Origin of the sequence: Pseudomonas wadenswilerensis, from assembly GCF_900497695.1 — a bacterium.
In the GTDB taxonomy this organism is placed as follows: Bacteria; Pseudomonadota; Gammaproteobacteria; order Pseudomonadales; family Pseudomonadaceae; genus Aquipseudomonas; species Aquipseudomonas wadenswilerensis.
Genome location: NZ_UIDD01000007.1, coordinates 23,978 through 49,999, shown reverse-complemented (window position 1 = coordinate 49,999; position 26,022 = coordinate 23,978). Strand labels below are relative to the sequence as shown.

25 protein-coding genes are annotated in these 26,022 nt (G+C 61.9%); 11 read left to right on the top strand and 14 right to left on the bottom strand.

Features of this window, described 5'->3' with window-relative positions; translation table 11 throughout:
- Nucleotides 1-8: 8 nt before the first annotated feature.
- The 6 genes from CCOS864_RS11440 to CCOS864_RS11415 all read right to left on the bottom strand — a co-directional run bounded on the left by CCOS864_RS11440 (nt 9) and on the right by CCOS864_RS11415 (nt 8,405).
- Entirely contained in the window at nt 9-1,769 is a 1,761-nt protein-coding gene (locus CCOS864_RS11440; protein ID WP_115086407.1) for a PAAR domain-containing protein, read from the bottom strand.
- Between the two features lie 106 nt (nt 1,770-1,875).
- On the bottom strand, nt 1,876-2,253 hold the full coding sequence (locus CCOS864_RS11435) for a response regulator (protein ID WP_115086406.1): 378 nt from the start codon (nt 2,251-2,253) through the stop codon (nt 1,876-1,878).
- A gap of 71 nt (nt 2,254-2,324) precedes the next feature.
- Nucleotides 2,325-3,533 carry a hybrid sensor histidine kinase/response regulator gene (locus tag CCOS864_RS11430; RefSeq protein ID WP_115086405.1) on the bottom strand — a complete coding sequence of 403 codons (1,209 nt, stop codon included), beginning with the start codon at nt 3,531-3,533 and terminating at the stop codon, nt 2,325-2,327.
- Nucleotides 3,527-4,102: a chemotaxis protein CheB gene (locus CCOS864_RS11425; protein WP_115086404.1), complete on the bottom strand. Its 576-nt coding sequence runs from the start codon at nt 4,100-4,102 to the stop codon at nt 3,527-3,529. Before CCOS864_RS11425 ends, CCOS864_RS11430 begins: the two co-directional genes overlap by 7 nt.
- Nucleotides 4,099-4,920 carry a CheR family methyltransferase gene (locus CCOS864_RS11420; protein ID WP_115086403.1) on the bottom strand — a complete coding sequence of 274 codons (822 nt, stop codon included), beginning with the start codon at nt 4,918-4,920 and terminating at the stop codon, nt 4,099-4,101. The genes CCOS864_RS11425 and CCOS864_RS11420 overlap by 4 nt, the downstream gene beginning before the upstream one ends.
- Complete coding sequence (locus CCOS864_RS11415; protein ID WP_115086402.1) at nt 4,917-8,405, bottom strand: response regulator; 3,489 nt, start codon at nt 8,403-8,405, stop codon at nt 4,917-4,919. The genes CCOS864_RS11420 and CCOS864_RS11415 overlap by 4 nt, the downstream gene beginning before the upstream one ends.
- A gap of 296 nt (nt 8,406-8,701) precedes the next feature.
- Here CCOS864_RS11415 and CCOS864_RS11410 point away from each other — a divergent pair, with 296 nt between their 5' ends.
- Both CCOS864_RS11410 and CCOS864_RS11405 read left to right on the top strand, forming a co-directional pair.
- Complete coding sequence (locus tag CCOS864_RS11410; RefSeq protein ID WP_115086401.1) at nt 8,702-9,073, top strand: response regulator; 372 nt, start codon at nt 8,702-8,704, stop codon at nt 9,071-9,073.
- Nucleotides 9,074-9,133: 60 nt separating this feature from the next.
- Nucleotides 9,134-10,453 carry a glycosyltransferase gene (locus CCOS864_RS11405; protein WP_115086400.1) on the top strand — a complete coding sequence of 440 codons (1,320 nt, stop codon included), beginning with the start codon at nt 9,134-9,136 and terminating at the stop codon, nt 10,451-10,453.
- On the opposite strand, the gene cobF is transcribed toward CCOS864_RS11405, so the two are convergent.
- Together cobF and CCOS864_RS11395 are read right to left on the bottom strand one after the other, a co-directional pair.
- A complete protein-coding gene (gene cobF / locus CCOS864_RS11400) occupies nt 10,419-11,168 on the bottom strand; it encodes a precorrin-6A synthase (deacetylating) (protein WP_115086399.1) in 750 nt (249 codons plus the stop codon). The genes CCOS864_RS11405 and cobF overlap by 35 nt on opposite strands.
- A 72-nt stretch (nt 11,169-11,240) precedes the next feature.
- Nucleotides 11,241-12,530, bottom strand: coding sequence for an OprD family porin (locus tag CCOS864_RS11395; protein WP_115086398.1), 1,290 nt, complete (start codon nt 12,528-12,530; stop codon nt 11,241-11,243).
- Nucleotides 12,531-12,895: 365 nt separating this feature from the next.
- On the opposite strand from CCOS864_RS11395, the gene CCOS864_RS11390 reads away from it, so the two are divergent.
- The gene (locus tag CCOS864_RS11390; protein ID WP_115086397.1) at nt 12,896-13,255 is read left to right on the top strand and encodes a histone-like nucleoid-structuring protein, MvaT/MvaU family; all 360 of its coding nucleotides are present in this window, start codon (nt 12,896-12,898) and stop codon (nt 13,253-13,255) included.
- Nucleotides 13,256-13,471: 216 nt separating this feature from the next.
- A complete protein-coding gene (gene gloA / locus CCOS864_RS11385) occupies nt 13,472-13,993 on the top strand; it encodes a lactoylglutathione lyase (protein ID WP_115086396.1) in 522 nt (173 codons plus the stop codon).
- A gap of 155 nt (nt 13,994-14,148) precedes the next feature.
- Here the strand turns inward: gloA and CCOS864_RS11380 are convergent, their stop codons facing one another.
- The gene (locus tag CCOS864_RS11380) at nt 14,149-15,561 is read right to left on the bottom strand and encodes a purine-cytosine permease family protein (RefSeq protein ID WP_115086395.1); all 1,413 of its coding nucleotides are present in this window, start codon (nt 15,559-15,561) and stop codon (nt 14,149-14,151) included.
- Between the two features lie 325 nt (nt 15,562-15,886).
- Here CCOS864_RS11380 and CCOS864_RS11375 point away from each other — a divergent pair, with 325 nt between their 5' ends.
- The 3 genes from CCOS864_RS11375 (at nt 15,887) to CCOS864_RS11365 (ending at nt 17,864) form a co-directional block, all read left to right on the top strand.
- Nucleotides 15,887-16,372 (top strand): flavin reductase family protein, encoded by a 486-nt coding sequence (locus tag CCOS864_RS11375; RefSeq protein ID WP_115086394.1) that lies wholly within the window; start codon nt 15,887-15,889, stop codon nt 16,370-16,372.
- Between the two features lie 94 nt (nt 16,373-16,466).
- Nucleotides 16,467-17,510: an LLM class flavin-dependent oxidoreductase gene (locus tag CCOS864_RS11370; RefSeq protein ID WP_115086393.1), complete on the top strand. Its 1,044-nt coding sequence runs from the start codon at nt 16,467-16,469 to the stop codon at nt 17,508-17,510.
- Between the two features lie 105 nt (nt 17,511-17,615).
- Nucleotides 17,616-17,864 carry a hypothetical protein gene (locus CCOS864_RS11365; protein WP_115086392.1) on the top strand — a complete coding sequence of 83 codons (249 nt, stop codon included), beginning with the start codon at nt 17,616-17,618 and terminating at the stop codon, nt 17,862-17,864.
- A gap of 16 nt (nt 17,865-17,880) precedes the next feature.
- Here CCOS864_RS11365 and CCOS864_RS11360 read toward each other — a convergent pair whose 3' ends face one another.
- The gene (locus CCOS864_RS11360) at nt 17,881-18,096 is read right to left on the bottom strand and encodes a DUF3079 domain-containing protein (RefSeq protein WP_115086391.1); all 216 of its coding nucleotides are present in this window, start codon (nt 18,094-18,096) and stop codon (nt 17,881-17,883) included.
- A 174-nt stretch (nt 18,097-18,270) separates the two neighbouring features.
- Here CCOS864_RS11360 and CCOS864_RS11355 point away from each other — a divergent pair, with 174 nt between their 5' ends.
- Genes CCOS864_RS11355 through CCOS864_RS11340 form a run of 4 tightly spaced genes read left to right on the top strand, consistent with a single transcriptional unit; the run spans nt 18,271 to nt 21,364 of the window.
- Complete coding sequence (locus CCOS864_RS11355; protein WP_115086390.1) at nt 18,271-18,801, top strand: iron transporter; 531 nt, start codon at nt 18,271-18,273, stop codon at nt 18,799-18,801.
- Nucleotides 18,802-19,122, top strand: a complete 321-nt coding sequence (locus CCOS864_RS11350; protein WP_115086389.1) for a cupredoxin domain-containing protein — start codon at nt 18,802-18,804, stop codon at nt 19,120-19,122.
- A 20-nt stretch (nt 19,123-19,142) separates the two neighbouring features.
- Nucleotides 19,143-19,997 carry an FTR1 family iron permease gene (locus CCOS864_RS11345; protein ID WP_115086388.1) on the top strand — a complete coding sequence of 285 codons (855 nt, stop codon included), beginning with the start codon at nt 19,143-19,145 and terminating at the stop codon, nt 19,995-19,997.
- On the top strand, nt 19,985-21,364 hold the full coding sequence (locus tag CCOS864_RS11340) for a 4Fe-4S binding protein (protein WP_115086387.1): 1,380 nt from the start codon (nt 19,985-19,987) through the stop codon (nt 21,362-21,364). The genes CCOS864_RS11345 and CCOS864_RS11340 overlap by 13 nt, the downstream gene beginning before the upstream one ends.
- Here CCOS864_RS11340 and CCOS864_RS11335 read toward each other — a convergent pair.
- From CCOS864_RS11335 to CCOS864_RS11320, 4 genes are read right to left on the bottom strand one after another with little or no spacing between them, the layout of a single operon-like run.
- Complete coding sequence (locus CCOS864_RS11335) at nt 21,361-22,980, bottom strand: methyl-accepting chemotaxis protein (protein WP_115086386.1); 1,620 nt, start codon at nt 22,978-22,980, stop codon at nt 21,361-21,363. The genes CCOS864_RS11340 and CCOS864_RS11335 overlap by 4 nt on opposite strands.
- Nucleotides 22,981-22,992: 12 nt before the next feature.
- Nucleotides 22,993-23,688 carry an anaerobic ribonucleoside-triphosphate reductase activating protein gene (locus tag CCOS864_RS11330; RefSeq protein ID WP_115086385.1) on the bottom strand — a complete coding sequence of 232 codons (696 nt, stop codon included), beginning with the start codon at nt 23,686-23,688 and terminating at the stop codon, nt 22,993-22,995.
- Nucleotides 23,685-23,852: an anaerobic ribonucleoside-triphosphate reductase gene (gene nrdD, locus CCOS864_RS28595; protein WP_115086384.1), complete on the bottom strand. Its 168-nt coding sequence runs from the start codon at nt 23,850-23,852 to the stop codon at nt 23,685-23,687. The genes CCOS864_RS11330 and nrdD overlap by 4 nt, the downstream gene beginning before the upstream one ends.
- A 34-nt stretch (nt 23,853-23,886) precedes the next feature.
- Nucleotides 23,887-25,899: a ribonucleoside triphosphate reductase gene (locus tag CCOS864_RS11320; RefSeq protein ID WP_115086383.1), complete on the bottom strand. Its 2,013-nt coding sequence runs from the start codon at nt 25,897-25,899 to the stop codon at nt 23,887-23,889.
- Nucleotides 25,900-26,022 lie beyond the last annotated feature (123 nt).

Sequence of the window (26,022 nt, the reverse complement as noted above, 5' to 3'; positions counted from 1 at the left end):
GCCAGACACTACTCATTGGGGAATACGCTGCGTTGACCGTTTTCATTCGGCCTATGAATAAACACCACTTCTGCACTGTCGCGCACTAAATAACCCATGGGATTCCAGTGACTGGACAGATGAATGTAGCGCGTGCGCAACAATGTCTCTTCATCAGGATCAAGCCCATGACTGGCTCGGTCGCCTAACGCATAAGCGGTCAATTTCGCTGCAATGCCTTGAAGCTCATCGGGCAAGCCCTGTTGATCACGAAGCTCGTGGAACGGCACACCATTTCGCATACCAAGTTCACGCATAATACGGAAATAGACTTGCGACAAGTCGGCAAATACATCGCGTTCACAACGTATAAAAGCAAACACGCGCTTTTGCGGGTGTGCGTCTCGATTTGGAACAAAGGGTAGGTCCATTGACCAGGTAACTATATTGATTTGCAATTGCAGTCGCTCCCACTTTGAGCGATTTCGCAAGTAATCTTCCTGGGCTCTTAGATAGGACTGGCTCCGTTCGTTGGCCACGCTGCGTAGTTCGACACTGCTACGCGGCCTAGACAGCAAGACTTTTTCTCGCATGTGTGGCAGGTAACCTCCACCTACATCAGAGTGCGCGCCAGGCACCTCGATATCGTTGTCGGTTCGGGTCAGCGGGAAATTTTTGCGCCACTCATCCCGTGCCACCAGGTGCACGACCTTATGGGCAACACCAGCCTTGAGGCCCATTTCCACCCCAGAGTAGTTAGCGTTCGCCGGACTGAAATTACCGCGAAATACCGCCACTATCGCCGCAACAGAATCAAACAGACCAATAAACTGAATGTTCAAATGATGTTTGGAATTCCAGTCGAAGTCATCAGAAAGCATGACGTGCACCGGCCAGCGTGCAGCCAGACCACTGCGCTTGCCCCTGTGCAGATCGTTAGCAAAGTGCCTTGGTGCGGCGGCGCCCCGGCTGAAACCAAATAGGTCAAATTGCAACTCGTATACTTTTGCCTGAGGATTCTCGTCAAACCAGATGTTGACCTGATTCAAAACCTCATCATGTGCCTGTTCTGCCCGAGCAATCACCCCCGTCCCGTAACGACCGGTTGCCTGAGACAAGGCTGAATCCTTGCCCCCGCTCGTAGTACCTATCCCTTGGATATAGACTTTGAGCACAGCCAGACGCCTGCCTTGGTGTTTATCACTGCGTACCCGATCCTGATACAACTCATACAACCGCGCCACATTGGTCATATCATTGCCATAGCTGTTATCCGGCACATTCCCCTGCCCGTCATAGCCATACCTGGCGCAATGGCGACGCACTTCTTCGGCCTCTTCTTCCAGTTCTACATCCCGGGCAAAGCACTGGGCGACGGTGGCGCTGTTGGCCAGGTTGTTGCCCGTGCCATCAAAGAACACGCCGATGCGCAGGGTGACGCCATCGTCCACCTCGACTTCTTCCTCCTCTTCTTCGAGGGCAATTGCCGGCGGCAGCGATCGCCCGGTGGTGGTCAAGCCCATGCGCGCCCGCTGTTGGCTGGCGATCAGCGTGTGGCTGCCATAGGGGCAGGCGCAGCGCACCAGGTGACCTTCGCCGGCCACCGGTTGGCCGCTTACCTTGTAGGCCGGGTTGCCCTGGGCAATTTCGCCGGTACGCTGGCAGCGAGGGCAATAGACCGGGTCGCCCATGCGTGCGATGGGCCGACCGCCAAGCGGATGCTTTGCGCAGCCGCCGCGTACTTCACCACCGGTGCTGGTGGCGTCTCCTTTGCGAACGATAAAGCGCATGCGCCGATTCCCTGTGGCGACTCACAAGGATGTTATCGGACGCTTTTTGCACGGAGGGGAACATCAGCCACCCATGCTCGATGGCGTGGGAAGTGTCAGCAGGCTCCTAGCGCAATTGCTCCTGAATCTGGTCACGCAAGCTGTCCAGATCAAAGGGCTTGGCCAGGATCGGCGCCTTGAAGGCGATCGGGCTGCCTGATTCGCGGATTTCCGCCGGATAGCCGCTGATGAAAATCACCTTAAGGTCCGGGCGCATCTTGACCGCAGGTTCGGCGATCTGCACCCCGGAGATCCCTCCCGGCAAACGAAAATCGGTGACAATCAGGTCCAGGTGCGGCTTGCTTGCCAGAATCTTGAAGGCTTGCTCACCGTTCTCCGCCACCAGCACGTGGTAACCCTCACCCTTGAGGTAGTCCTCGAGAATCATGCGAATCACCGGTTCGTCTTCGACCACCAGTACTACGTCTTGCGCATCTTCACTCATGCCAATGCCTTGTTCTATAAATCGTTTGGTTACATCGCAGTATGACCCCGGCCTCATGCAGAGGTTGCCTGCTACCGGTCATTTTCTCGCAGTGACTGCGGCAACGGCAGACACACGGTAAAAGTCGCGCCCTCGCCTTCGACGCTGTGCACGCTGATGCCGCCGCCATGGGCCAGGACGATCTGCTCGGAGATGTACAGGCCAAGGCCAAGGCCTGCACTGCTCTGGCTGGAAGCGACCCGTTCGAACTGCTGGAAGATCCGTTGCTGGTTGTGCTCGCTGATGCCGATGCCGTGGTCACGCACCTCGACACAGGCCATGCCGCCTTGCTCGAAGGTGCGCACCTGCACCGGGCTTTTCGCCCCGTAGCGCAGGGCATTGGTCAGCAGGTTGGCGACCACCTGTTCGATCCGAAACTCGTCCCAGACACCTGCCAGCGGCACGCCCGCCTCGAACTCGATGCGTGACTCGGCAGCCGCCGCCTGGGCTTCGAAGTTCTCGATCAAGCCGCCCACCAGTTGCCCCAGGTCGAACTGACTGGGGCGGATCGACAGCTTGCCGGTGCGGATCCGCGACACGTCGAGCATGTCCTCGATCAGGCGGATCAGGCTGTTGATCTGCCGCTCGTCGCGCTCGACCATGGCGCGCATCTTGTCCAGGGTAAAGGCATCGGCGTTGTCCTTGGCCAGGTGCAGCTTGCGCAGTTGGGTTTCCAGGATCAGGCCGTTCAGGGGCGTACGCACCTCATGGGAGACGATCGACATGAAGTCATCGCGCATGCGCACCGCGTGTTCCAGTTCGCGGCGGGTCACCTGCAACTGCGCCAGCAGCAGTTCCTGTTCTTCGCGGCTGCGTTCGAGAGCTTCCAGTTGCTGGCCGAGGGCCTTGCGCTGGCGAAACAGGTCGACGAACACCGCCACCTTGCTTTTCACCGCCAGGCTGTCCAGCGGCTTGTGCAGGAAGTCCACCGCGCCGCTTTCGTAGCCCTTGAAGGCGTAGTTCATCTCGCGCCCGGCGGCGCTGACAAAGACAATCGGGATATTCTTGGTCTTCTCGGTGCCGCGCATCAGCTCGGCCAGTTCGAAGCCGTTCATGCCGGGCATCTGCACGTCGAGGATAGCCAGGGCGAACTCGTGCTCGAGCAACAGTGCCAGGGCCTGGTCGGCGGACTGAGCCTGGTGCACCTCGCGGTCTTCGCCCTTGATCAACGCGTCCAGGGCCAGCAGGTTCTCCGGCAGGTCGTCGACGATCAGCAGTTTTGCATGGATGTGGCTTAGCATTCAGGGGCTTCCAGGCTGGCGAGCAATTGCCCGATGCCATTCAAAGGGAGTATGTAATCGGGCTGGTGCAGAGCCAGTGCCGCGCGCGGCATGGTCGACACTTGCGCCTCATGGGGGTCCTGGATAATGGTCCGGCCACCTTGGCGCTTGATCGATGCAAGGCCACGAGCACCGTCTTCATTGGCGCCGGTCAGTAGTACACCGAGCAAGCCCGGGCCATAGGCATCAGCCGCCGACTCGAACAGAACGTCGATCGAGGGCCGGGAAAAATGCACGCGCTCCTCCTGGCTCAGGGACAGGCTATGGTCGCGCTCCACTGACAGGTGGTAGCCGGGGCCCGCCACATAAATGGAGCCGGGCGCGATGTCTTCCTTGTCACGGGCTTCACGCACCGGACGCTTGAGTCTGCGGGCAAAGACCTCGGCCAGGTGGCTGTGGCGATCATCCGGCAGATGCAGCACGCACACCAGCGGAATGCGAAACGCCGGCGGCAAGGCCTGGAACACCGCAAGCAAGGCGCTGACGCCCCCCGCCGAGGCACCAAGGGCAATCGCCTGGACCCCCTTCATGATTTACGGTAGATCCGTTCGGGCTTGACCAGCGCCTCGAACTGGTCGGCATAGGCCGAGAAATCCAGGGTTTCCTTGCTGCCCAGGACCAGAAAACCGCGATGGCACAGCGACTCGTGGAACAGGCCGAAGGCACGGTCCTGCAGGGCCTTGTTGAAGTAGATCAGCACATTGCGGCAGGAGATCAACTGGGTTTCGGAGAATACGCTGTCGGTGGCCAGGCTGTGGTCGGCGAAGGTCACGTTGTCGCGCAGGCTGCTGTCGACGATGGCATTGCCATAGGCCGAGGTGTAGTAGTCGCTGAGCTCGCCGCGGCCCCCGGCCTTGCGGTAGTTCTCGGCATACAGGCGCATGTTCTGCATGCTGTAGATGCCCTGCTTGGCCTTCTCCAGGGAGCTGGGATTGATGTCGGTGGCGTAGATGATGGTGCGTTCCAGCAAGCCTTCTTCGCGCAGCAGGATGGCCATCGAATAGACCTCTTCGCCGGTACTGCAACCGGCGATCCAGATCTTGATCGAAGGCCAGGTGCGCAGCAGCGGCACCACTTCCTGGCGCACCGCGAGAAAGTGCTCGGGGTCGCGGAACATCTCGCTGACCGGGATGGTCAGGAACTGCAGCAACTGCATGAACATGCCTGGATCGTGCAACACCCGCTCCTGCAGGGCCGACACCGTCTTGCAGTCGAACTGGCGCAGTGCGTGCTGGATCCGGCGCTTGATCGAGGCGCCGGAGTAATCGCGAAAGTCATAGCTGTACTTGAGGTAGATCGCCTCGATCAGCAGCCGGATTTCAATGTCGGTGTTGCGTTCGATACTCAAATTCGCTCCAGTTGCGGCAGCCAGACACGGATCAGCGAGAACAGACGGTCAAGGTCGATGGGCTTGGCGAGATAGTCGTTGGCCCCGGCTTGCAGGCAACGCTCCTGGTCATCCTTCATCGCCTTGGCGGTGACGGCGATGATCGGCAGCTTGCGCCAGCGCGGGTCCTTGCGGATCAAACGGGTGGCCTCATAGCCGTCCATCTCCGGCATCATCACGTCCATCAGCACCAGGTCGATGTCCTCGTGCTGTTCCAGGCGCTCGATGGCTTCGCGGCCATTGCGCCCGATCTCGACGATCGCGCCCTTGTGTTCCAGGGCGCTGGTCAGGGCAAAGATGTTACGCACGTCGTCATCCACCAGCAGCAACTTGCGCCCCTCGAAGACCTTGTCGCGGCTGCGCGCGGTCTTGAGCATGCGCTGCCTTTCATGGGACAGCTTGGATTCGACTTTGTGCAGAAAAAGCGTGACTTCATCGAGCAGGCGCTCGGGTGAGCGCGCGCCCTTGATGATGATCGAGCGCGAGTACTTGAGCAGGTCGGCTTCTTCTTCGCGGGTCAGGTTGCGCCCGGTGTAGACGATCACCGGCGGGAACGCGCGGATGTCGTCGTCGGACATGCGCTTGAGCAGCTCGTTGCCAAGCATGTCCGGCAGTTTGAGGTCAATGATCATGCAGTCATAGATGTTCTCGCGCAGCAGGTCCAAGGCCTGCTGGGCCATGCCTACGGCGGTGATCTCGATGTCTTCGTCGCCGATCAGGCGGGCGATGCTTTCGCGCTGCAGGTCGTCATCCTCGACCAGCAGGATGTGCTTGAGCTTCTGGGTCAGCTTGGCCTCCAGGCGGGCGAACACCTGCTTGAGTTCCTCGCGGGTCGCCGGCTTGACCGCATAGCCGATGGCGCCCATGTGCAACGCCGCCTCGACCCGGTCCTCGACCGAGATCACATGCACCGGAATGTGCCGGGTGCTGGCCTGCTCCTTGAGCCGTTGCAGCACGGTCAGGCCGGAATGGTCCGGCAGGCGCATGTCCAGCAGCACCGCATCGGGAATGAAGCTTGCCGCCAGTTCGAAGCCTTCGTCGGCGGCCTGCGCGACGAGGCAGCTGTAGCCCAGCTCATGGGCCAGGTCGTAGAGGATGCGGGCGAAATTCGGCTCGTCCTCGATCACCAGGATGCAGCGGTTGCTGAAGGGTGCCTTGTCGCGGTCGTCGGCGAAGCTTGGCGTCTGGCGTGGCGCCGGTGCTGGCACCACTTCCGGCACGGGTGCTGCGACCACCAGCGCCGGCTGATGAACGATCGCCGCCGGGCGTTGCTCGACAATCGGCTCGTAGCGCTCCGGCAGGATCAGGCTGAACACGCTGCCCTTGCCCAGGCTGCTGTCGACGCTGATCTGGCCACCGAGCAACTGCGCCAGGTCGCGCGAGATCGACAAGCCCAGGCCAGTACCGCCATAACGACGGTTGGTGGTGCCATCGGCCTGATGGAAGGCCTCGAAGATGCTCTGCTGCTGGTCGGCAGCAATACCGATGCCGCTGTCGCGCACCGAGAAGACGATACCGCTGCCCGCCTGCCAGCCAACGCTCAGGCTGACTTCGCCGCGCTCGGTGAACTTGACCGCATTGGACAGCAGGTTCTTGAGGATCTGTTCCAGGCGTTGGCGATCGGTATACAGGGTTGGCGGCACCTGCGCCTCGACCGAGACCTTGAAGCTCAGGTGCTTTTCGTCGGCCAGTGGTTCGAACAGGTTACGCAGGCCTTCGGCAAGACGCGCCACGTGGGTGGTTTCCGGGCGCACCTCGAGTTTGCCGGCCTCGACCTTGGCGATGTCGAGAATATCGTTGATCAGGTTGAGCAGGTCATTGCCCGCCGAATAGATCGACTCGGCAAACTTGACCTGCTCGCCGGTGAGGTTTTCTTCGGCGTTCTCGGCCAGCAGCTTGGCCAGGATCAGCGAACTGTTGAGCGGCGTGCGCAGCTCGTGGGACATGTTGGCAAGGAACTCGGACTTGTACTTGCTCGAGCGTTGCAAGTCTTCGGCGCGCTCCTGCAGCTCGACCTGGGCCTGGTTCAACTCGCTGTTCTTGCGGTCCAGGGCATCGCGCTGTTCGGCCAGGGCTTCGGTGCGCTCGGCCAGTTGCTCGTTGGTCTGCTCGAGTTCGGCCTGTTGGGTTTCCAGGTTGGCCTGGGACTCCTTGAGCACCCGCGACTGTTCTTCAAGCTCTTCGTTGGCGGTTTTCAGCTCTTCCTGCTGCACCTGCAACTCTTCGTTGAGCTGCTGGGTTTCGGCCAATACCTCCTGCAGGCGCTGACGGTAGCGGGCGCTTTCGATCGACGTCCCCATGTTGGCGGCCACCAGTTCCAGGAACTCGATATCGCGCTCATCCAGGGTGCGCAGGAACCCCAGCTCGACCACGCCGTTGATCTGCCCATCGTTGCTGGTCGGCATCACCAGCACGCTGCGAGGCAAGCCCTCGCCCAAGCCGCTGCTGACCTTGAAATAGTCGCCCGGCAGATCGTCCAGGCGCAGCAGGCGCTCCTGCATGACGGCCTGGGCCAGAATACCTTCCTGGCTGCCGACCACCTGGTCCCGCGCGGCCTGCTCGGCCGACAGCCCATAGGTGGCGACCCGGCGCAAGCCGCCGTGTTCGTCGCGGGCGTACAGGGCGCCCACGGCGCTGCCCAGGTAGCCGGCAAAAAAGCGCAGGATATTGTTGCCGAGCATCGGCAGGGTCAACTGCCCCAGCACCTGGCCGGCCAGTTCGGTCTGCCCGGTGCGCAGCCAGGCCTGGCGCTCCAGGCGCTGGTTGGCACGTTGCTGGGACTCAAGGCCGCTGGCATAGCTGCTGGACAACGCCAGCAGGTCGCGGCGACCCAGGTAGGCCAGCAGGCCGCTGAGCAGGATGACAAACACCAGGTAGACGGAAATCGACACCACGGTGGTGGTATTCACCGTTTCGTTGCGCGCGACCCGTAGCTGGTGCTCCATGGCAATGAAGGCGTCGAACTCCTTGCGGATCTCGTCGGTCAGGCGCTTGCCCCTTCCCGAGCCAATGGCCTCGCGAAAGTTGCCGTTGTCGCGGCGCAGGCTGATCATCGTGCTGGCAAAGGTGTTCCACTCCTCCTGCAGACCGAGCAGGCGCTCCAGGCGGTCAACCTGCTGCGGGTTGTCCGCCACCATCTGCTCCAGGCCCTTGATACCGGCGACCACCTGCGGCTTGGCCACCTCATAGGGATCGAGAAAGCGTTCTTCGCCGGTGAGCAGGAAGCCGCGCATGCCGGTTTCCATGTCGATCGACAGCTTGACCGTCTCGTTGGCGTTGTTGATCACCCGATCGGTGTGCTCGACCCACTGGATGGCCGCCAGCAGGTAGCTGATGATGGTGACGAACACCACCGCACTGAGCAGTCCGACCCCCAGGGGCAGGCCGATGTTGCGGGTCAGCAGCTTGCGAAAGCTGCGCTGATCGATTGAGGCTGGTTGAATCATCTCAAGACGCCCGAGCAAAGGTAGCAAACGAAGGAGTGTGGCGGATTTTTCGAGTAATCGTTCTATTTTCCGTGGGAACGGCCATTCTGCCAGCCTTCCCTACTCCGAGTCTAAACGCCTTTGGCCATTCTGGCAGGGCATTTAGCCAGCATTTGAGAGGTGTCTTGCGCAAACGTTCCCTGCTTTTTCAATGACCGCTATGCTGTTCATTCGGGGGGCTTTTTTCAGCACAGAGGGAACTTCGGAGCGCACCCGGCTTACAGATAATGAACAGACTTTTGTACAGGAATCCCCCAATGTCCCAGACACCCCAGCCCCTGCTCGTCGTCGAAGATGACGCTATCGTGCGCATGCTGATGGTCGAGGTGCTTGAAGAGCTGGGCTATCAGGTGCTGCAGGCTGCCGATGCAGAAGCGGCGCTGAAGGTTTTGAAAGACACGCAACAATCCCTGGCCTTGCTGCTGACCGACGTCGGCCTGCCGGACATGAACGGCAAGGACCTGGCAGTAAAAGCCCGGGAGCTGCGTCCGGCGCTGCCGGTGCTGTTTGCCAGTGGCTATGGCGACAACCTCGATGTACCGGCCGACCTGCACCAGATCGCCAAGCCGTTCAGCATCGACCAGTTGCGTGACAAGGTGCAGGGTATTCTCCAGGCCTTTTATGAATGAGTGGGGGTGGGAGCGCAGAATCTGCTTTAATACGCGCTTTTGCCAAGGTCCCCGATACCCATGTCCGCCCCTGCCCTCAACGTCCTGGTCATTGGCTACGTCTGGCCCGAGCCGCGCTCTTCGGCCGCCGGTTCGCACATGATGCAGATCCTTGAAAGCTTCGTGCAGCGCGGTTGGCGCATCACCTTCAGCAGCCCTGCAGCCATTGGCGAGCACACGGCCGACCTGGCAAGCCTGGGTATCGCCGAGCAGGCCATCACCCTCAACGACAGCAGCTTCGACCGCTTTGTCGGCGAACTGGCCCCGGACGTCGTGCTGTTCGACCGTTTCATGATGGAAGAGCAGTTCGGCTGGCGCGTGGAAAAACACTGCCCCAACGCCCTGCGCGTGCTGGAAACCTCCGACCTGCAAAGCCTGCGCGATGCTCGCCAGCAACTGCTGCGCCGGCGCCTGATCGAGGGCCTGGACCCGAATGATTTTCGCGCGCTGTTCAACACCTCCGGCCCCGACCTCTATCGGCAGATGGCCAGCGCCGACCTGACCCTGCGCGAACTCGCCGCCATCTACCGCAGCGACCTGAGCCTGATGATCTCCGACGTCGAGATCGACCTGCTGCTCAACGGCTTCGGCGTGCCCGAGCACCTGCTGCACTGGTGCCCGCTGATGCTCGACGCGCCCAGCGAGCCGTTCAAACCGTTCGCCGAGCGCGCGCACTTCCTCAGCATCGGCAACTTCCGCCATGCGCCGAACTGGGACGCGGTGCTGTGGATGAAGAACAGCCTGTGGCCGATGATCCGTCGGCGCCTGCCGCAGGCGCAGTTGCACATCTACGGCGCCTACACCCCGCCCAAGGCCACGGCGCTGCACAAACCGGCCGAGGGCTTTCACATCATGAACTGGGCTGAAGATGCCCTGGAAGTGATGAGCAATGCGCGCATCTGCCTGGCCCCCCTGCGCTTTGGCGCCGGGATCAAGGGCAAGCTCACCGACGCCATGCAATGCGGCACGCCCAGCGTGACCACGCCGATCGGCGCCGAAGCCATGCACGGCGCCCTGCCCTGGCCCGGAGCGATCGCCGAGACCGCCGAAGGCCTGGCCGAAGCCGCGGCGACGCTATACAGCGACGAAGCGCGCTGGAACCAGGCGCAGCAGGACGCGCGCCGGCTGTTGAGCGCTCGCTACGACCGTCGCCAGCACGCCAACGCCTTGGTCGAACGCATCGAATACGCCCTGGCCGACCTCGACCAGCACCGCCTGTTCAACTTCACCGGCGCCATGCTCCGCCACCACCAGCACAAAAGCACCCAGTACATGGCCCAGTGGATCGAGGCCAAGAATCGCCTGGCTACAGCGGCCGACGCAGCAGATAAGTGTCCATGATCCAGCCTTTGCGCGCCCGTGCCTGTTCACGGGCGGCGAGGATCTGCGCCTTGACCTCAAGCAGCGGCCCGGCAATCAGGATCTGGTCTGCCGTGCCCAGGTAAGCGCCCCAATAGATGTGCAACTGCGGATCATCCAGCGCCGCGAAGGCGCACTGGCCATCGAGCATGACCACCAGGTTGTCGATGCGCGGCTGTTCGGCCAGACGCCGCCCGGGCAGCACGGTCAGGGGCTCGCCAATACGGTTCAAGGCAATGCGGTGGCCGGCGGCCAGGGCCTGCACGCTGCTGATGCCGGGGATCACTTCAAGCGCCAGTGACACGCCTCGGGCCTGCACCAGATCGAGAATACGCAGGGTACTGTCGTACAGGGTCGGCTCCCCCCACAGCAGGAAAGCGCCACATTCACCGTCCGCCAGTTCGTTTTCGATCAGGCTGGCGTACAGCGCCGCACGCTGCTGGTGCCAGTCCTGCACTGCACCGACATAGTCGCTGGCCGCGCCATCGCGCAGCGGGTCATCGACCTGCACCAGGCGATACCCGGGTTGATCGATGTAACGTTCGAGAATGTTCTTGCGCAGTTGCAGCAACTCATCCTTGACCGCGCCCTTGTCGAGCACGAAGAACACCTGGGCACGGTTCAGCCCGTCGATGGCTTCAAGGGTGATCTGGCGCGGATTGCCCGGCCCGATACCAATCAACAGCAGTTGTTTCATTGCAAGTCGCTTCCATGGCCCGGCCAGCCCCTATAGTCGGCTGGCCGAAGCACAATGGCAACGTACTGTTGTTTAGAAGATCGAGAAGTTGTAGCTGACGATCACCCGGGTTTCGTCCATGTCGCGGGCATACTTCTCGTAGTTGCTGCGGTAGGTGGAGTTACGCAGGCGCACGCTGACATCCTTGAAGGTGCCGCCCTGGATCTGGTACTTGAGCTCGCTGTCGCGTTCCCACTCCTTGCCCTCGGCCAGGCTGCCCGGGACCTTGATATGGTCACCGTTGATGTAGCGGGTAAAGAAACTCAAGCCCGGTACACCCATGGCCTTGAAGTCGTAGTCGTAGCGCAGTTGCCAGGAGCGCTCCTGGGCTGCAGCGAAGTCGTTGACCTGGGCGTAGTTGACCAGGTACGGGTTGCTGCCATCCAGGTACGGCATGGCGTTCTCGCCATACATGCGCTGCCAGCCGGCGCTGACCTTGTGCCCACCCAGGCTATAACCGAGCATGCCGCTCAAGGCGCGGTGATCGATATCGCCCGCGCGCGCACGGCCGATGTCGTCGCTCTTGATCAGGCGCAGGTCGGCCGACAGGCTGCCGACGCTCAACGGCTGGCTGGCCACCAGGCCCAGGAAGTGCTGGCGGTAGATGTTCTCAAGTTTGGCCACCTGGTACTGCGCACTCAGGCGGTCATTGAACTTGTAGTCGACCCCAGCCATGTCGAAATGGTCGGCAGTGGTATTGCAGGCGTAGCGTTTGTTCTTGCAATGAACGCGGATGTCCTGACGGTCGGTTGAATCCCGCGCGGTGTACTTGTCCAGGCGGGCAACGGTGAACTTCAGGCCCTTGATTTCTTCGGAGGTCAGCAGCGTGCCCTGAAACATCGTCGGCAACAAACGCCCGTCGTTGTACTTGAGCAGCGGCATGTCCGGCATCATCGAGCCGACCTTGAGCACCGTCTGCGAATAACGCATCTTGCCGGCCACGCCCATCTTCGCGTACTGGTCTACCGAACCGCGCGGGTCATGTCCGCTGGACGGCAACAGACCACTGTTGCTGTCGGCCGGGCTGGAGTCGAGTTTGAAGCCGAGCATGCCCAGTGCATCAACACCAAATCCTACAGTGCCTTCGGTGTAGCCGGACTGCACATTGAGAATAAAGCCCTGGGCCCACTCTTCGCGTTTCGAGGCTCCCTGACTGGAACTGGTATGACCATCACGGAAGTCACGGTTGAAGTAGACGTTGCGTGCTTCGACTTTGGCGCTGCTGTCTTCAAGAAAACCAGCGGCTTGAGTCGATACAGCAGCAAACATCGCGAGCAGGCCGATAAGGCTGCGCCCGGGCGCGAGAGGGTATGGGGCAAACATGAGAAGCGAAATCCGAAAGAAAGGCAAAAAACAACCGGCGCCGGTCCCGGCGCCGACAATGCTCCCAGCGCCGATGGCAGTCGACGGTGACCGTCTATCATCTCGCAACCGCTCTAGACCGGCCCATTGGACCATGGTCTAAGGCGCCAGGCACAGTGTCGACTAGTTCTTTGGCCACGGTGTGGGGTTAATTAAGAAAGTTCCATAAGCGGTAATATAAAAGTTTAATGTTTACCCGCCTCGTACAGACTACTACACTCTTTATTAGTGCGATGTTGTACCCAACCCGGTGGCGGCTGCGTTATACAGAATGTTGCTGATCTTCACGCATGCCGGGCCACTGCAGACTTAAAGGAGTGATGACAGTGTCCAGACTTGCAGAGTTCCGCGCTGCCGAAAAGGCCCTTCAGGAACAAATGGCGCAATTGGAGGCGCTTAAAAAGGATGCCGGCCTGAAGCGCGAAATCGAGTTCGAAAAGAAACTTGTCGACCTGATGAAACACTACGACAAGGGCCTGCGCGATATTATCGCCATCCTCGATCCAAAAGCGTCCCACAAAGGCCCGGTCAGCGCGCCGAAACAGCGCCGCGCGCGGGTCGTAAAGGTCTATGAAAACCCGCACACCGGCGAGCTGATCGAGACCAAGGGCGGCAACCACCGGGGCCTGAAAGCCTGGAAGGAACAGTACGGCGCCAAGACAGTCGACAGCTGGTTGCGTAAGTGAAAAACACCTTCACACTTTTTTCACATCGACTGGCTCAGGATGAAGGCTGCTAACGGACTAGCGCCCCATACGCCCGCTTCGGCGGGCTTCTAATTCTTGCGCCCCGCCCTGTAAAGGCGGGGCGCAAATCGTTTGCGCAATCGCTTCAGTTCCGTATCATGACGCCCTGACTGTTTTGCTGGCAGCACTGTTGCCAGCCTCAAATGCGGAGAGCCCATGAGCCTGAACCATCTCGACACCCTCCCTGGTGTCACCGCGCAACCGGATGCCGCGACCCACAACTTCGTTTTCAACCACACCATGCTGCGGGTCAAGGACGTTGCCAAGTCCCTGGACTTCTACACCCGTGTGCTGGGCTTCAGCCTGGTAGAAAAACGCGACTTCCCGGAAGCCGAGTTCAGCCTGTACTTCCTCGCCCTGGTCGACAAGGCGCAAATCCCGGCTGACGCCGCCAAGCGCACCGAGTGGATGAAGTCGATCCCTGGCATCCTCGAACTGACCCACAACCACGGTACCGAGAACGACGCCGACTTTGCCTACCACAACGGCAACACCGACCCGCGTGGTTTCGGTCATATCTGCATCTCGGTGCCGGATATCCGTGCAGCCTGCGAGCGTTTCGAGCAACTGGGCGTCACCTTCCAGAAACGCCTGAGCGACGGCCGCATGAAGCACCTGGCGTTCATCAAGGACCCGGATGATTACTGGGTCGAGATCATTCAGCCGACCGCGTTCTGATCAAGGCCTTTCGATACTGTACTGGCCTCATCGCTGGCAAGCCAGCTCCCACAATGGATCTGTGTACGCCGGACTTGTGGGAGCTGGCCTTGCCGGCGATCGAGCGCGCAGCGGTCGCAATCCAGACAACACTTGATGTGCTGGCTGTACCGGCCTCATCGCGGGTCTAGCCCGCTCCTGCATTGGATCTGTACCAACTGACCCCGCCCCCGCGTCGCCAGGCAGTAATACAACGGGCACGTCACCAACAGCCCCACCAGCCACGACAAGTCCGCACCCTCCACCAGATTGGCATACGGCCCGACATACAGCGACGTATTGGCAAACGGCAGTTGCACCAGGATCCCACAGGCATAAGCGATGATCGCATGGGCATTGAAGCGCCCGTAGACGCCGCCATCGGCACGAAAGATCGAGGCAATGTCGTAGCTACCGCGCTTGATCAGGTAGAAGTCGATCAGGTTGATCGACGCCCAGGGCACCAGTACCAGCAACAGCGCCAGGATCAGGCCGATGAAATGACCAATGAAGTCCGCCGAGGCGCTCAACGCCACCAGGCAGCAGCCCAACAGAATCACACTGGCCAGCACCACACGCACCTTGATGCTCGGGGTCCAGCGGCTGGCAAAGGTCTGGATCGAGGTGACGATCGATAACACCGCGCCATACAGGTTAAGGGCGTTGTGGCTGATGATGTTGAGCAGGAACAGCACCATCAGGATCGGCCCCAACCAGCCGGTGGCCTGCTCCACCGCCGCCATCGCCTCGGTCCCCTCCGGCACCGCCAGTACGGCAACGACGCCAAAGCTGAACGACAGAATAGTGCCCAGGGTAGCGCCGAAATAGGTTGCCCAGAACGGCCGCGCAATACCCACTTCACGCGGCAGGTAGCGTGAATAGTCGGACACGTAGGGTGAAAAGCTGATCTGCCAGATCACCCCCAGCGACAAGGTCGCAACCCAGCCCGACAGGTTGAAGCCGCCACGGCTGAAGAAATCGGCCGGCAGCTCCTGGGCGAAGATCATTGCAAAGCCCGCCAGCAACGCCGTACCCATCACCCAGGTACCGATGCGGTTGAGGCTATGGATGAATCGGTAGCCGATCACGCCAATGGCGGTGGCGCTGAGGGCGCCGATGATGATCGCCGCCGGCATCGGCACGCTCGGCGCAATGCCGTGGATCGACTTGCCGGCCAGGACGATGTTGGAAATAAAGAAGCCGACATAGATGATGGCGGCAAAGAACACGATCAGCAGCGCGCCATAACGGCCGAACTGACCACGGCTCTGGACCATCTGCGGAATGCCCATCTGCGGCCCTTGGGCCGAGGCCAGGGCAATGACAATACCTCCGAGCATATGGCCGAGAACAATAGCCAGCATTCCCCAGAACAAATTGAGATGGAACACCTGAACCACCATGGCCCCGGTGACAATCGGCAGCGGCGCAATGTTGGTGCTGAACCACAAGGTGAACAGATCGCGCGCCTGACCATGGCGCTCGGCGGGCGGTACGTAATCGACCGTATGGTTTTCGATCAACTGCTGTTGCGAAGACGACTGGGACATGGGCAATAAGCTCGAAAGGTTCTGTTTTTATCTTTGTAGGAAACCGCTTGCGGAGCGCTCGAAACGAGCAACTTAGCTGCGCACCATATTATGGTATTCCATCTTTTTCACAAGACTGATCCGGCCGTTTTGCCTGCAACTGATCTGATTTTTTGCTCGCCCTCTTCCTTCCATATTCGCTCAAACCCCCGTATTTGCGGGCGCTTAAGGCAATGCTGGGCCGTTCGTCCCGACTGAAAATTCCACTTGCAAATTAGGTATTACGGTATACCATCAGACACATCAAACAAAAACGCGGACCACCGCTGCTTCCGAGGACCACGCCATGATCGACGCAACCGTCTACAAGAACGTCCTGGGCTCCTTCCCGTCCGGCGTTACGGTGATTACCACCCTGGACGACGACGGCCAGGTCGTCGGCCTGACCGCCAGCGCGTTCAGTTCGCTGTCCATGGACCCGCCGCTGGTACTGTTCTGCCCCAACTACAGCTCCGATTCCTACCCGGTGCTGATCCGCAACAAGCGCTTCGCCATCCACTTGCTGTCCGGCGCACAACAGGCCGAAGCCTATGCCTTTGCGCGCAAGGGCAAGGACAAGGCCCAGGGCATCGACTGGACCCTGAGCGCACTGGGCAATCCGTTGCTGGCCAACGCCACGGCAATCATCGAATGCGAGCTGTGGCGCGAATATGAAGGCGGCGACCACGCGATCATGGTCGGCGCAGTGAAAAACCTCATCGTCCCCGAGCAGGCCCCCAGCCCGCTGGTGTACTGCCGCGGCAAGATGGCCGAACTGCCAGCCTTGGCCTGAGCCCCGCTATTCTTACGACAGGCGCCAGGCGCAGGTCGAGAGTCATGCCGCCTGACTCGACAGGCGACCTACAACAAGATCCGAGGAATGCGTCATGAAATTTTCGTTGTTCGTACACATGGAACGTTGGGATGAACAGGTCAGCCACCGCCAGCTGTTCGAAGACCTCACCGAACTGACCCTGATGGCCGAAGACGGCGGTTTCAGCACCGTGTGGATCGGCGAACACCACGCCATGGAATACACCATCTCGCCCAGCCCGATGCCGCTGCTGGCCTACCTCGCGGCGCGCACCACGACCATCCACCTCGGTGCCGGGACCATCATTGCGCCGTTCTGGCACCCGCTACGGGTGGCCGGTGAATGCGCCCTGCTCGATGTGATCAGCAACGGCCGCATGGAAGTCGGCCTGGCCCGCGGCGCCTACCAGTTCGAGTTCGACCGCATGGCTGGGGGCATGCCCGCCTCCGAGGGCGGTCAGGCCCTGCGTGAGATGGTCCCGGTGATCCGTGCCTTGTGGCAAGGCGACTACGCCCACGACGGCGAGATCTGGAAGTTCCCCACCTCGACCTGCGTGCCCAAGCCGCTGCACAAGCCCATGCCGCCGATGTGGATCGCCGCGCGCGACCCGGACTCGCACAACTTCGCGGTCAAGAACGGCTGCAACGTGATGGTCACGCCGCTGATGAAAGGCGATGAAGAAGTCCTCGACCTTAAAAACAAGTTCGATGCGGCCCTGGCCAACAACCCCGAGGTACCGCGCCCGCAACTGATGGTGCTACGCCACACCCACGTGCATGCCGCGGATGACGCCGACGGCTGGAAAGTCGGCGCCCAGGCCATCTCGCGCTTCTACCGGACCTTCGATGCCTGGTTCGGCAACAAGCAGGTGCCGGAGAACGGCTTTTTGGCCCCCAGCCCGGAAGAGAAATTCAAGGAACGCCCGGAGTTCGAACTGGACAACATCCGCAAGAACACCATGATCGGCACCCCGGCAGAAATCATCGCGCGCATTCGTTACTACCAGCAACTGGGGGTCGACGAGTTCAGCTTCTGGTGCGACAACAGCCTGTCCCACGCCGAGAAGAAAAAGTCGCTGGCGCTGTTTATCAACGAAGTGGTGCCGGCGTTCCGCTGACCGTCACGTTCGTCGGCCCGGATCCAACCGGGCCGACGCTGTGGTATACCCGAAAAAGCAACCTGACTGATGCGCTTTCGATACCACAGCAGCGAGGTAAGGATGATGAAAACCCTTCAATGCGTGCATCGCAACCACACCATCACCGCAAGCGTCGAAACCCACCCGGGCATTCCCACGCCCTTCAACGCCGGATGCCTGATTACCGATCCCGAGGGCCACACCAGCCGGCGCTTGTCGCTGCCGGTGAAGATGGCCTACCTGGCCGACCTTGATAACGCCCAGCATGCATCACTGGCGCACGGCAAATGGCTGGTCGACCAGCAACTGGATAAGCGTCAACAGCTGTTTTGACTGAACAACCGTGCACCTATGTGGCCCCCTGATCCTGAGCGGGGCCCTGCTGCTCCGGCAACGCCAGCCCGTAATCACCTTGCTCGTTCCAGTCATCACCGAACACTTCCGCCGGGTGCATGGTGCGGTCGGCGCCGTTACCGCAGGCCAGGGCGTTGGCCGCGCAGTAGCGGTCACAACCCCAGCAGATGCGCTCGGGGTGCTTGGGGCTGATGGGAAAAGGCTTGGCCATGAGATGCCTCGGACGGGCAATGGGCGAGCTTCCACGCTACTGCGCAGCTAAAATCCTGCCCTTGATGCAGATCAAGGGTGCGGCCGGATCGCCGGTAAAATTGATAATAATCATTATTATTCGCTTAAAGGCTTCCTAGACTCGGGCTTCCACTGCCCAGCCCCGGAAGCCATCATGCGTACGCCCCTCTCGTTGTCACTCGCCTTGCTCCTGATCACCCCGCAGGCGTTCGCCAAGGAATACCCCATCGGCGAGCCGCAACTGTGCCCGGGCCTTGAAGTCGGCGCGGTGTACCTGCAGCCGATCGAAATGGCCCCGGCCGGGATGATGCGCGCGACCGTCGACTCCGATATCCACCTGGAAGCCGACGTGCGCGCCACTGAAAACAACCGCCAGGGCTTTCAGGAAGGCAGTTTCGTGCCCTACCTGAATGTCGCCTTCAGCCTGCAGAAACAGGGCAGCGACACGCCCATCAGCGGTAACTTCCACGCCATGGTCGCCAACGACGGGCCTCACTATGGCGATAACGTCAAGCTGCAGGGGCCAGGCAAATACCAGTTGACCTTCACCCTGCTGCCGCCGGCCGGCCACGGCTCGCTCGGACGCCATACCGACAAGGAAACCGGCGTCGAACCCTGGTTCGAGCGCTGCGAACTGCACTACGAATTCGTTTATGCCGGGATCGGCAAGAAAGGCGGTTATTGAATGAAGGCCATGGCCCTGTTGCTCGCTTGTGCGGCCTTGCCGCTGAGCGCCGCGCCGCTGCCGAGTTTCGAGCTGATCCTGCGCGACGGCCACTTCACCCCTGCGCTGCTCGAGGTGCCGGCCGGTCAGCGTTTCAAGATCGTCCTGAAAAACCTCGGCGAGGGCCCGGCGGAATTCGAAAGCACGCCGCTGCGGGTGGAGAAAGTGCTGTCGCCCGGGGTGACCAGCTTTGTCGTCATTCACCCGTTGCGCCCCGGCCACTATCCGTTCTTCGACGAATTCAATCCGCAGTTGCCCGAGGGCGGCATCCTCGCCAAATAACGCTGCTGCAGGGAGTTTCCATGAATCAAGCCTTGTTCATCGTCTGGCGCGAAAGCGTCGAGGCGCTGCTGGTGATCGGCATTCTCCAGGCCTGGGCCGACCAGCAACAACGCGCTCAGCGCCTGCTCGGGTTTCTGTGGGCTGGCGTGGCCCTGGGCCTGCTGCTGTCGGCGCTGCTGGCGCTGCTGATCCTGTTTGCCGGCGAGGCCATGAGTGGCGCCGGCAACGAATGGTTCCAGGCCGGCATGGCGCTGGTCGCCAGTCTGCTGATGGTGCAGATGGTCGGCTGGATGCATCGCCACGCCCGCTCACTCAAGGATGACTTGCGCCGCCATGCTGATCGGCAACTGGCGCGCCAGGGCGGCATCGGCCTGTTGCTTCTGGCCATGCTGGCAGTCAGCCGGGAAGGCAGCGAAACCGTGGTCTTTCTGTATGGGGCCGGCGCACGCCTGCACGGCACGCAACTGGGCCTGTTTGCCATCGGCGGGGTTGCCGGGCTGGTGTTGTCGGGCTTGTCCATCGCCCTGCTGCACAGCAGCCGGCGATTTGTTTCCTGGCGGCGTTTCTTTGCCATCAGCGAAGCGCTGTTGCTGCTGCTGGCTGCCGGGCTGCTGGTCAGTGCGAGCGAACGCATCGGCGGCCAGTTGCTGGCTTGGGACCTGCCGGAGATGGCTTACAGCCTGGTCGGCGACGCCCTTTGGGACAGCAGCGCCTGGCTCAGCGACAGTCACGGCCCGGGCAGTTTTCTCGCAGGTTTCGCCGGCTACCGGGCGAGCCCCAGCGCGCTCACCCTGCTGGTGCTCTGCGGCTACTGGCTGAGTGTCGGCTGCTGGTTGCTGCAGCGCAGGACAGGCGCCCAAGCATGTCCAGCCTGAGCTTGCACAATCGCTGGCTACAACGCCTGGGCGACGGCATGCGGCGCAACGCCGGGGTGATCAGGGTACTTCAATGGGCGGTTGTGCTGTTCTACGCCCTGCTGCTAGTGCTGCCGGCATTTCTACCTTTACCGAACAGCCAGGCACGCATGCTGGATAACCTGACCCTGCTCGCCCAGTTCCTGTTCTGGGGTATCTGGTGGCCATTCGTGCTGCTGTCGATCGTGCTGTTCGGCAGGCTCTGGTGCGGCGTGCTCTGCCCGGAAGGCGCGCTGAGCGAATGGGCCAGCCAGTATGGCCGGGGCATGGGCGTGCCACGCTGGCTGCGCTGGGGCGGCTGGCCGACCCTGGCGTTCTGCCTGACCACCCTCTACGGCCAATTGATCAGCGTCTATGACTACGCCCAGGCGGCGCTGCTGATTCTCGGTGGCTCGACCCTGGCGGCGGTGCTGGTCGGTGTGCTGTTCGTGCGTGGCAAGCGCATCTGGTGCCGCTACCTGTGCCCGGTCAGCGGGGTCTTCGCCCTGCTCGCCCGGCTGGCGCCGGTGCACTTTCAGGTCGATGAACAGCGCTGGCAAGCCAACGCCGGGCCACGCCTGCCACCGCCCAACTGCGCCCCGCTGCTGGACATCCGGCGGATGCGCGGCGCCCGTGATTGCCATGCCTGTGGCCGCTGCAGCGGGCAACGCGGCGCGGTGCAACTGATCGCCCGTTCCAGCAACCAGGAGATCCTTGAATCGGCCACCCACACCCCCTCGCCCTGGGACACCCGCTTGCTGCTGTTCGGGGTGATCGGCCTGGCCATGGGCGCCTTCCAATGGACAGTCAGCCCCTGGTTCATCGCCCTCAAGCAATGGCTGGCCAACTGGCTGGTGGAGCATGAGCTGCTCTGGCCGCTACAGGACAACGCGCCCTGGTGGCTGCTGACCCATTACCCGCAACTCAACGACAGTTTCAGCTGGCTCGACGGCTTCAGTATCGTCGTGTACCTGTGTGGCAGTGCCCTGCTGCTCGGCGGCGGGCTGCTGATCCTGCTACGCCTGGCCGCGCGGCTGGCGGGCAATCCTGCCCTGTATTGGCCCCTGAGCCTGTGCCTGACGCCCCTGGGTGGTGCAGGGCTGTTCCTTGGCTTGTCGGCCACCACGGTGAAGTTGCTGCGCTTTGAGGGCTTGCTGCTGGACTGGGTACAGCCGGCCAGGGCCACGTTGTTGATCGCGGCCTTGGGCTGGAGCCTGTTGTTGGCGAGCAAGCTGCTGGCAGCGCAACACATCCGTGGCTGGCGCCGTTGCGGCGCCAGCGCTTGCCTGTTGCTGGCCGTCGCCGCAGTGGGCTATGGCGGGTGGTTGCAGTTCTGGGGCTGGAGCTAGACCTTGAAGCGCGCCACGGTCTGGCTCAGGCTGCCGGCCATCTGCGCCAGGTCCTGGCCGGCGGTGTCGGTGTGTTGCGCACCGAGCAGCACCTGTTCGGACAGGTTGCGGATGCCCACCAGGTTGCGGTCCACTTCGCGGGCCACCAGGGCCTGCTCTTCGGTGGCGCTGGCGATCATCATGTTGCGCTCGTTGATCTGCGAGATCGACTGGGTGATCGCCTCCAGCGCTTCACCGGCACGCTGCGCCACCTCCAGGGTGGTGTGTACCCGCTCGCTGCTGCTGAGCATGGCGGTCACCGCCTGGCCGGTGTCCTGGCGGATATTGCCGATCATCTGCTCAATCTCCTGGGTCGAGACCTGGGTGCGATGGGCCAAGGCCCGCACCTCATCGGCAACCACGGCAAAGCCGCGCCCGGCATCGCCGGCCCGGGCCGCTTCGATCGCAGCGTTGAGCGCCAGCAGGTTGGTCTGTTCGGCAATGCTGCGGATCACATCCAGCACGGTGCTGATGTCCTGCACGCGCCCGGCCAGTTGCTGGATGCGCCCGGAGGTATCGTTGACGTCATCGGCCAGGGCGGTGATCGAGGCTACCGTCTCGCGCACCTGTTCACGACCACGCTGGGCGGTTTGCTCGGAGACCTTCGAGGCTTCGCTGGTGCTCACCGCGTTGCGCGCCACCTCGTCCACCGCAGCAGTCATCTCGTTGACCGCTGCCGCTGCCTGCTCGATTTCCAGGCCCTGCAACTGCAGGCTGCTGCTGGTCTGGCTACTGACCGCACTGAGCTCCTCGGAGGAGCTGGCAACGCGCTCCACCGAGGCGGCGATGTGCTTGACCATGCCATTGAGGCTCTGCTGCATTTCATGCATGTTGAGCATCACGCTGCCGTCGGCACTGGCGTGGGTCGGCACCTCGATGGTCAGGTCGCCCTGGGCGATCTGGCTCAGCACCCGTGCGGCGGTATCCGGCTCGCCACCCAGCGGCCGGGTCACACTGCGGGTCACCACCAGCGCGGCGGCGAGCACCGCCACCAGGCACAACGCGAACAGCCCGAGCATGTTCAACCGGGCATCGTTGTAGAGCGCCTGCGCAGCTTGTTCGCGCTCGACGAAAATCTGCCCCTGCAGGGCCATCAGGGTTTCCAGGTTCTTGTAGACCTCGCGCTCGGCGGGCACCACCTGCTGCTTGAGCTGGGCCATCGCCGCTTGCCCATCGCCCTGGCGAATCAGGGTCTGCACCTGGGTGAAGGCAGCGACATACGCTTCGCGGCTGGCTTTCAGCGCGGCATAGGCGGCCTTGCCTTCGGGCAGGTAGAACAACGGCTCGAGCGTCGCCAGGGCCTGGCTGATGCGCTGCTTGGTGGTGTCGATGGCCTGCTGCACCTGCAGGTTGTCCTTGTCGATCAGCAGGTCGCGGGTGTTGCGCGCGTTGTCGCGCACGCCGGTGGCAATGACCATGATCGGCTCGATCTTCGGCCAGTCCTGTTTGACGATCACCACCGCCTGCTCCTTGAGCGTGGCCAGATCGTGCAGTGCATAGAAAGCCAGGCCAAGGAGCGCCAGGGGCGCGATGGCAAAGCCGATGAGGATACGTTGTGCTGTGGTCAATCTGGTCATTTCAAAGCCTTACTAGTCGCGTACTTCAAACACGGGAAACAGCGCGTGGAGGGTGCCCCACAGCTCGGGCAGCAAGCTTTGTGCCGAAGCACTGGGCAATTGCGCATCGAGCATGCGTGCCGTGCGCACCAACTGCACGACGAAGCGTTTGACCCCGAGCGCGTTCAAGCGCCGGGCCAGGGTGATGAGTCGGAGGGGATCGATCAGGTGCCAGTGCACCGTGGTGCGGCATTCATAGTCGACGCCGCTGGCCAGCAGGTAGTCGAGGCTGCGCCAGTTGGCCTGGCCGCTGCCGCGCACGCCGGTGACCGCCTGGCCGTCCTCGGCCAGCGCCTTGACGTCAAAGCCCACCCAATCGGTGCCGGGCAATACCCGGGCAAAGGCCTCGGGCTTGATCCCGGCACTGTGCAGGCCGATGGCAAAGCCCATGGCCCGCACCTGGGCCATGGCCTCTGCCAGGCTGTCCTGCAAGGTCGGTTCGCCGCCGCTGAACACCACGGCGTCGAGCAGGCCCCGACGCCGCTGCAAAAACTCCAGCACCTGCGCCCAGGGCAGTTCATCACTACCCCGGGGCGGGATCAGTTGCGGGTTGTGGCAATAACGGCAACGCCAGGCGCAGCCCTGGCAGAACAGCACACAGGCCAGCCTGCCGGGGTAATCGAGGGTGGTCAGGGGCACCATGCCCCCGACCCGCAGCACTCGATTCATCGGTGCCCGGCCGTTGCCGCGCCCTCATTGAAATGCAGCCGTTCCTGGTGCTCGGACTGTTTACCGGGGTTGAACGCCGACACCGGGCGGTGATAGCCCATGACCCGGGTCCAGACTTCGCACCGTTGGCGTTGCGCCACGGGCAGGGATTGCTGTGCAGTCATGTTGAAGCTCCTTGCAGTTGGGGGTAAAGCGGGGTCAATGCACGCTGCCCTGCTGCTGAGCCAGCAACAGCGCCTCGTCGCACTTGGGGCAGAACTCATGTTCGCCATCCAGGTAGCCGTGTACCGGGCAGATGGAAAACGTCGGGGTGATCGTCAGGTACGGCAGGCGGAAGCGCTCCAGGGCCCTGCGCACCAGTTGCTTGCAGGCCTGGGCCGAGGAGATCCGCTCGGCCATGTACAGGTGCAGCACGGTGCCGCCGGTGTACTTGCATTGCAGCTCGTCCTGCAGCTCCAGAGCCTCGAACGGATCGTCGGTGTAACCCACCGGCAGCTGCGATGAGTTGGTGTAGTACGGAGCCTGGCTGCAACCGGCCTGGAGGATGTCGGGGAAGCGCTTGAGGTCTTCCTTGGCGAAGCGGTAGGTGGTGCCTTCGGCCGGGGTCGCTTCGAGGTTGTACAGGTGGCCGGTTTCTTCCTGGAAGCGCACCAGGGTGGCACGCACGTGGTCCAGCAGGTTGAGGGCGAAGCGCCGGCCCTGGGCGCTGTGCAGGCCCATCTGGTCGTCGCTGAAGTTGCGCAGCATCTCGTGCAGGCCGTTGACGCCAATGGTCGAGAAGTGATTGCGCAAGGTACCCAGGTAGCGTTTGGTGTACGGGTACAAACCGGCATCCATGTGATGCTGGATCACCTTGCGCTTGACCTCCAGGCTCTCCATGGCCAGTTCCATCAGGGCATCCAGGCGCTGCAGCAGGCCGCTGACATCACCTTTGAACAGGTAGCCCAGACGCGCGCAGTTGATCGTAACCACGCCCAGCGAGCCGGTCTGCTCGGCCGAGCCGAACAGGCCGCCGCCGCGCTTGAGCAGCTCGCGCACATCCAGCTGCAGGCGACAGCACATCGAGCGCACCTGGTTGGGCTGCATGTCCGAGTTGAGGAAGTTCTGGAAATACGGCAGGCCGTAGCGGGCGGTCATTTCGAACAGGCGCTCGGCGTTGTCGCTGTCCCAGGGAAAATCATGGGTGATGTTGTAGGTCGGGATCGGGAAGGTAAACACCCGGCCCTTGGCGTCGCCGGCCTGCATCACCTCGATGTAGGCCCGGTTGAGCAGGTCCATTTCGGCCTGCAGCTCGCCATAGGCAAAGGGCATCTCCTCGCCGCCGATCACCGGGATCTGTTCGCGCAGGTCCTGCGGGCAGACCCAGTCAAAGGTCAGGTTGGTAAAGGGCGTTTGCGTGCCCCAGCGCGACGGCACGTTGAGGTTGTAGATGAACTCCTGGATGGCCTGGCGCACCTCTTCAAAGCTCAGCTGGTCCTTGCGCACGTAGGGCGCGAGGTAAGTGTCGAACGAACTGAACGCCTGGGCCCCGGCCCATTCGTTCTGCAGGGTGCCGAGAAAGTTGACCATCTGCCCCAGGGCGCTGCTCAAGTGCTTGGGCGGCCCGGCCTCAACCCGCCCGGGCACGCCATTGAGGCCCTCGTGCAGCAGGCTGCGCAGCGACCAGCCGGCGCAGTAGCCGGCGAGCATGTCGAGGTCATGGATGTGCAGGTCGGCCTCGCGGTGGGCGCGGCCGATGGCTTCGCTGTAGACCTCGTCGAGCCAATAGTTGGCAGTGACCTTGCCGGAGACGTTGAGCACCAGCCCGCCGAGGGAATAACCCTGGTTGGCGTTGGCCTGCACCCGCCAGTCTTCGCGGTTGAGGTATTCGTTCATCGAGGTCGCGACTTCGACCAGGGTCTTGCGGTCACGGCGCAAGCGCCCATGCTGTTCGCGGTAGACGATATAGGCGCGTAGCGAAAGGAAGTGGCCGGCGTCCATCAGCACCCGCTCGACCCGGTCCTGGATCTGCTCGACGTGCAGCTTGGAGTAGCCCTCAAGGTGGGCAAGGACTGCTTCAAGCAAACCGTCTGCCTCAGCTTCGGCATACTCGCCAGTGGCCTTGCCGGCGGCGATCAACGCCTGGCGGATCTTGTCCGCCTCGAAGGCCACCAGGCTGCCGTCGCGCTTGTGCAACCGGTTATGCCCTACCCTGATCAGCGTGCTGTGCATTTGCCCTCCAGACACTACATATAGATGTTTATTAATTTAGAAACACAATATGCAGTGAAGGCTACGGGTAAAGCGGGTGGAAGAAATTGATCGATATCAAGGTTGCCAGGTTGTGCAATCAAC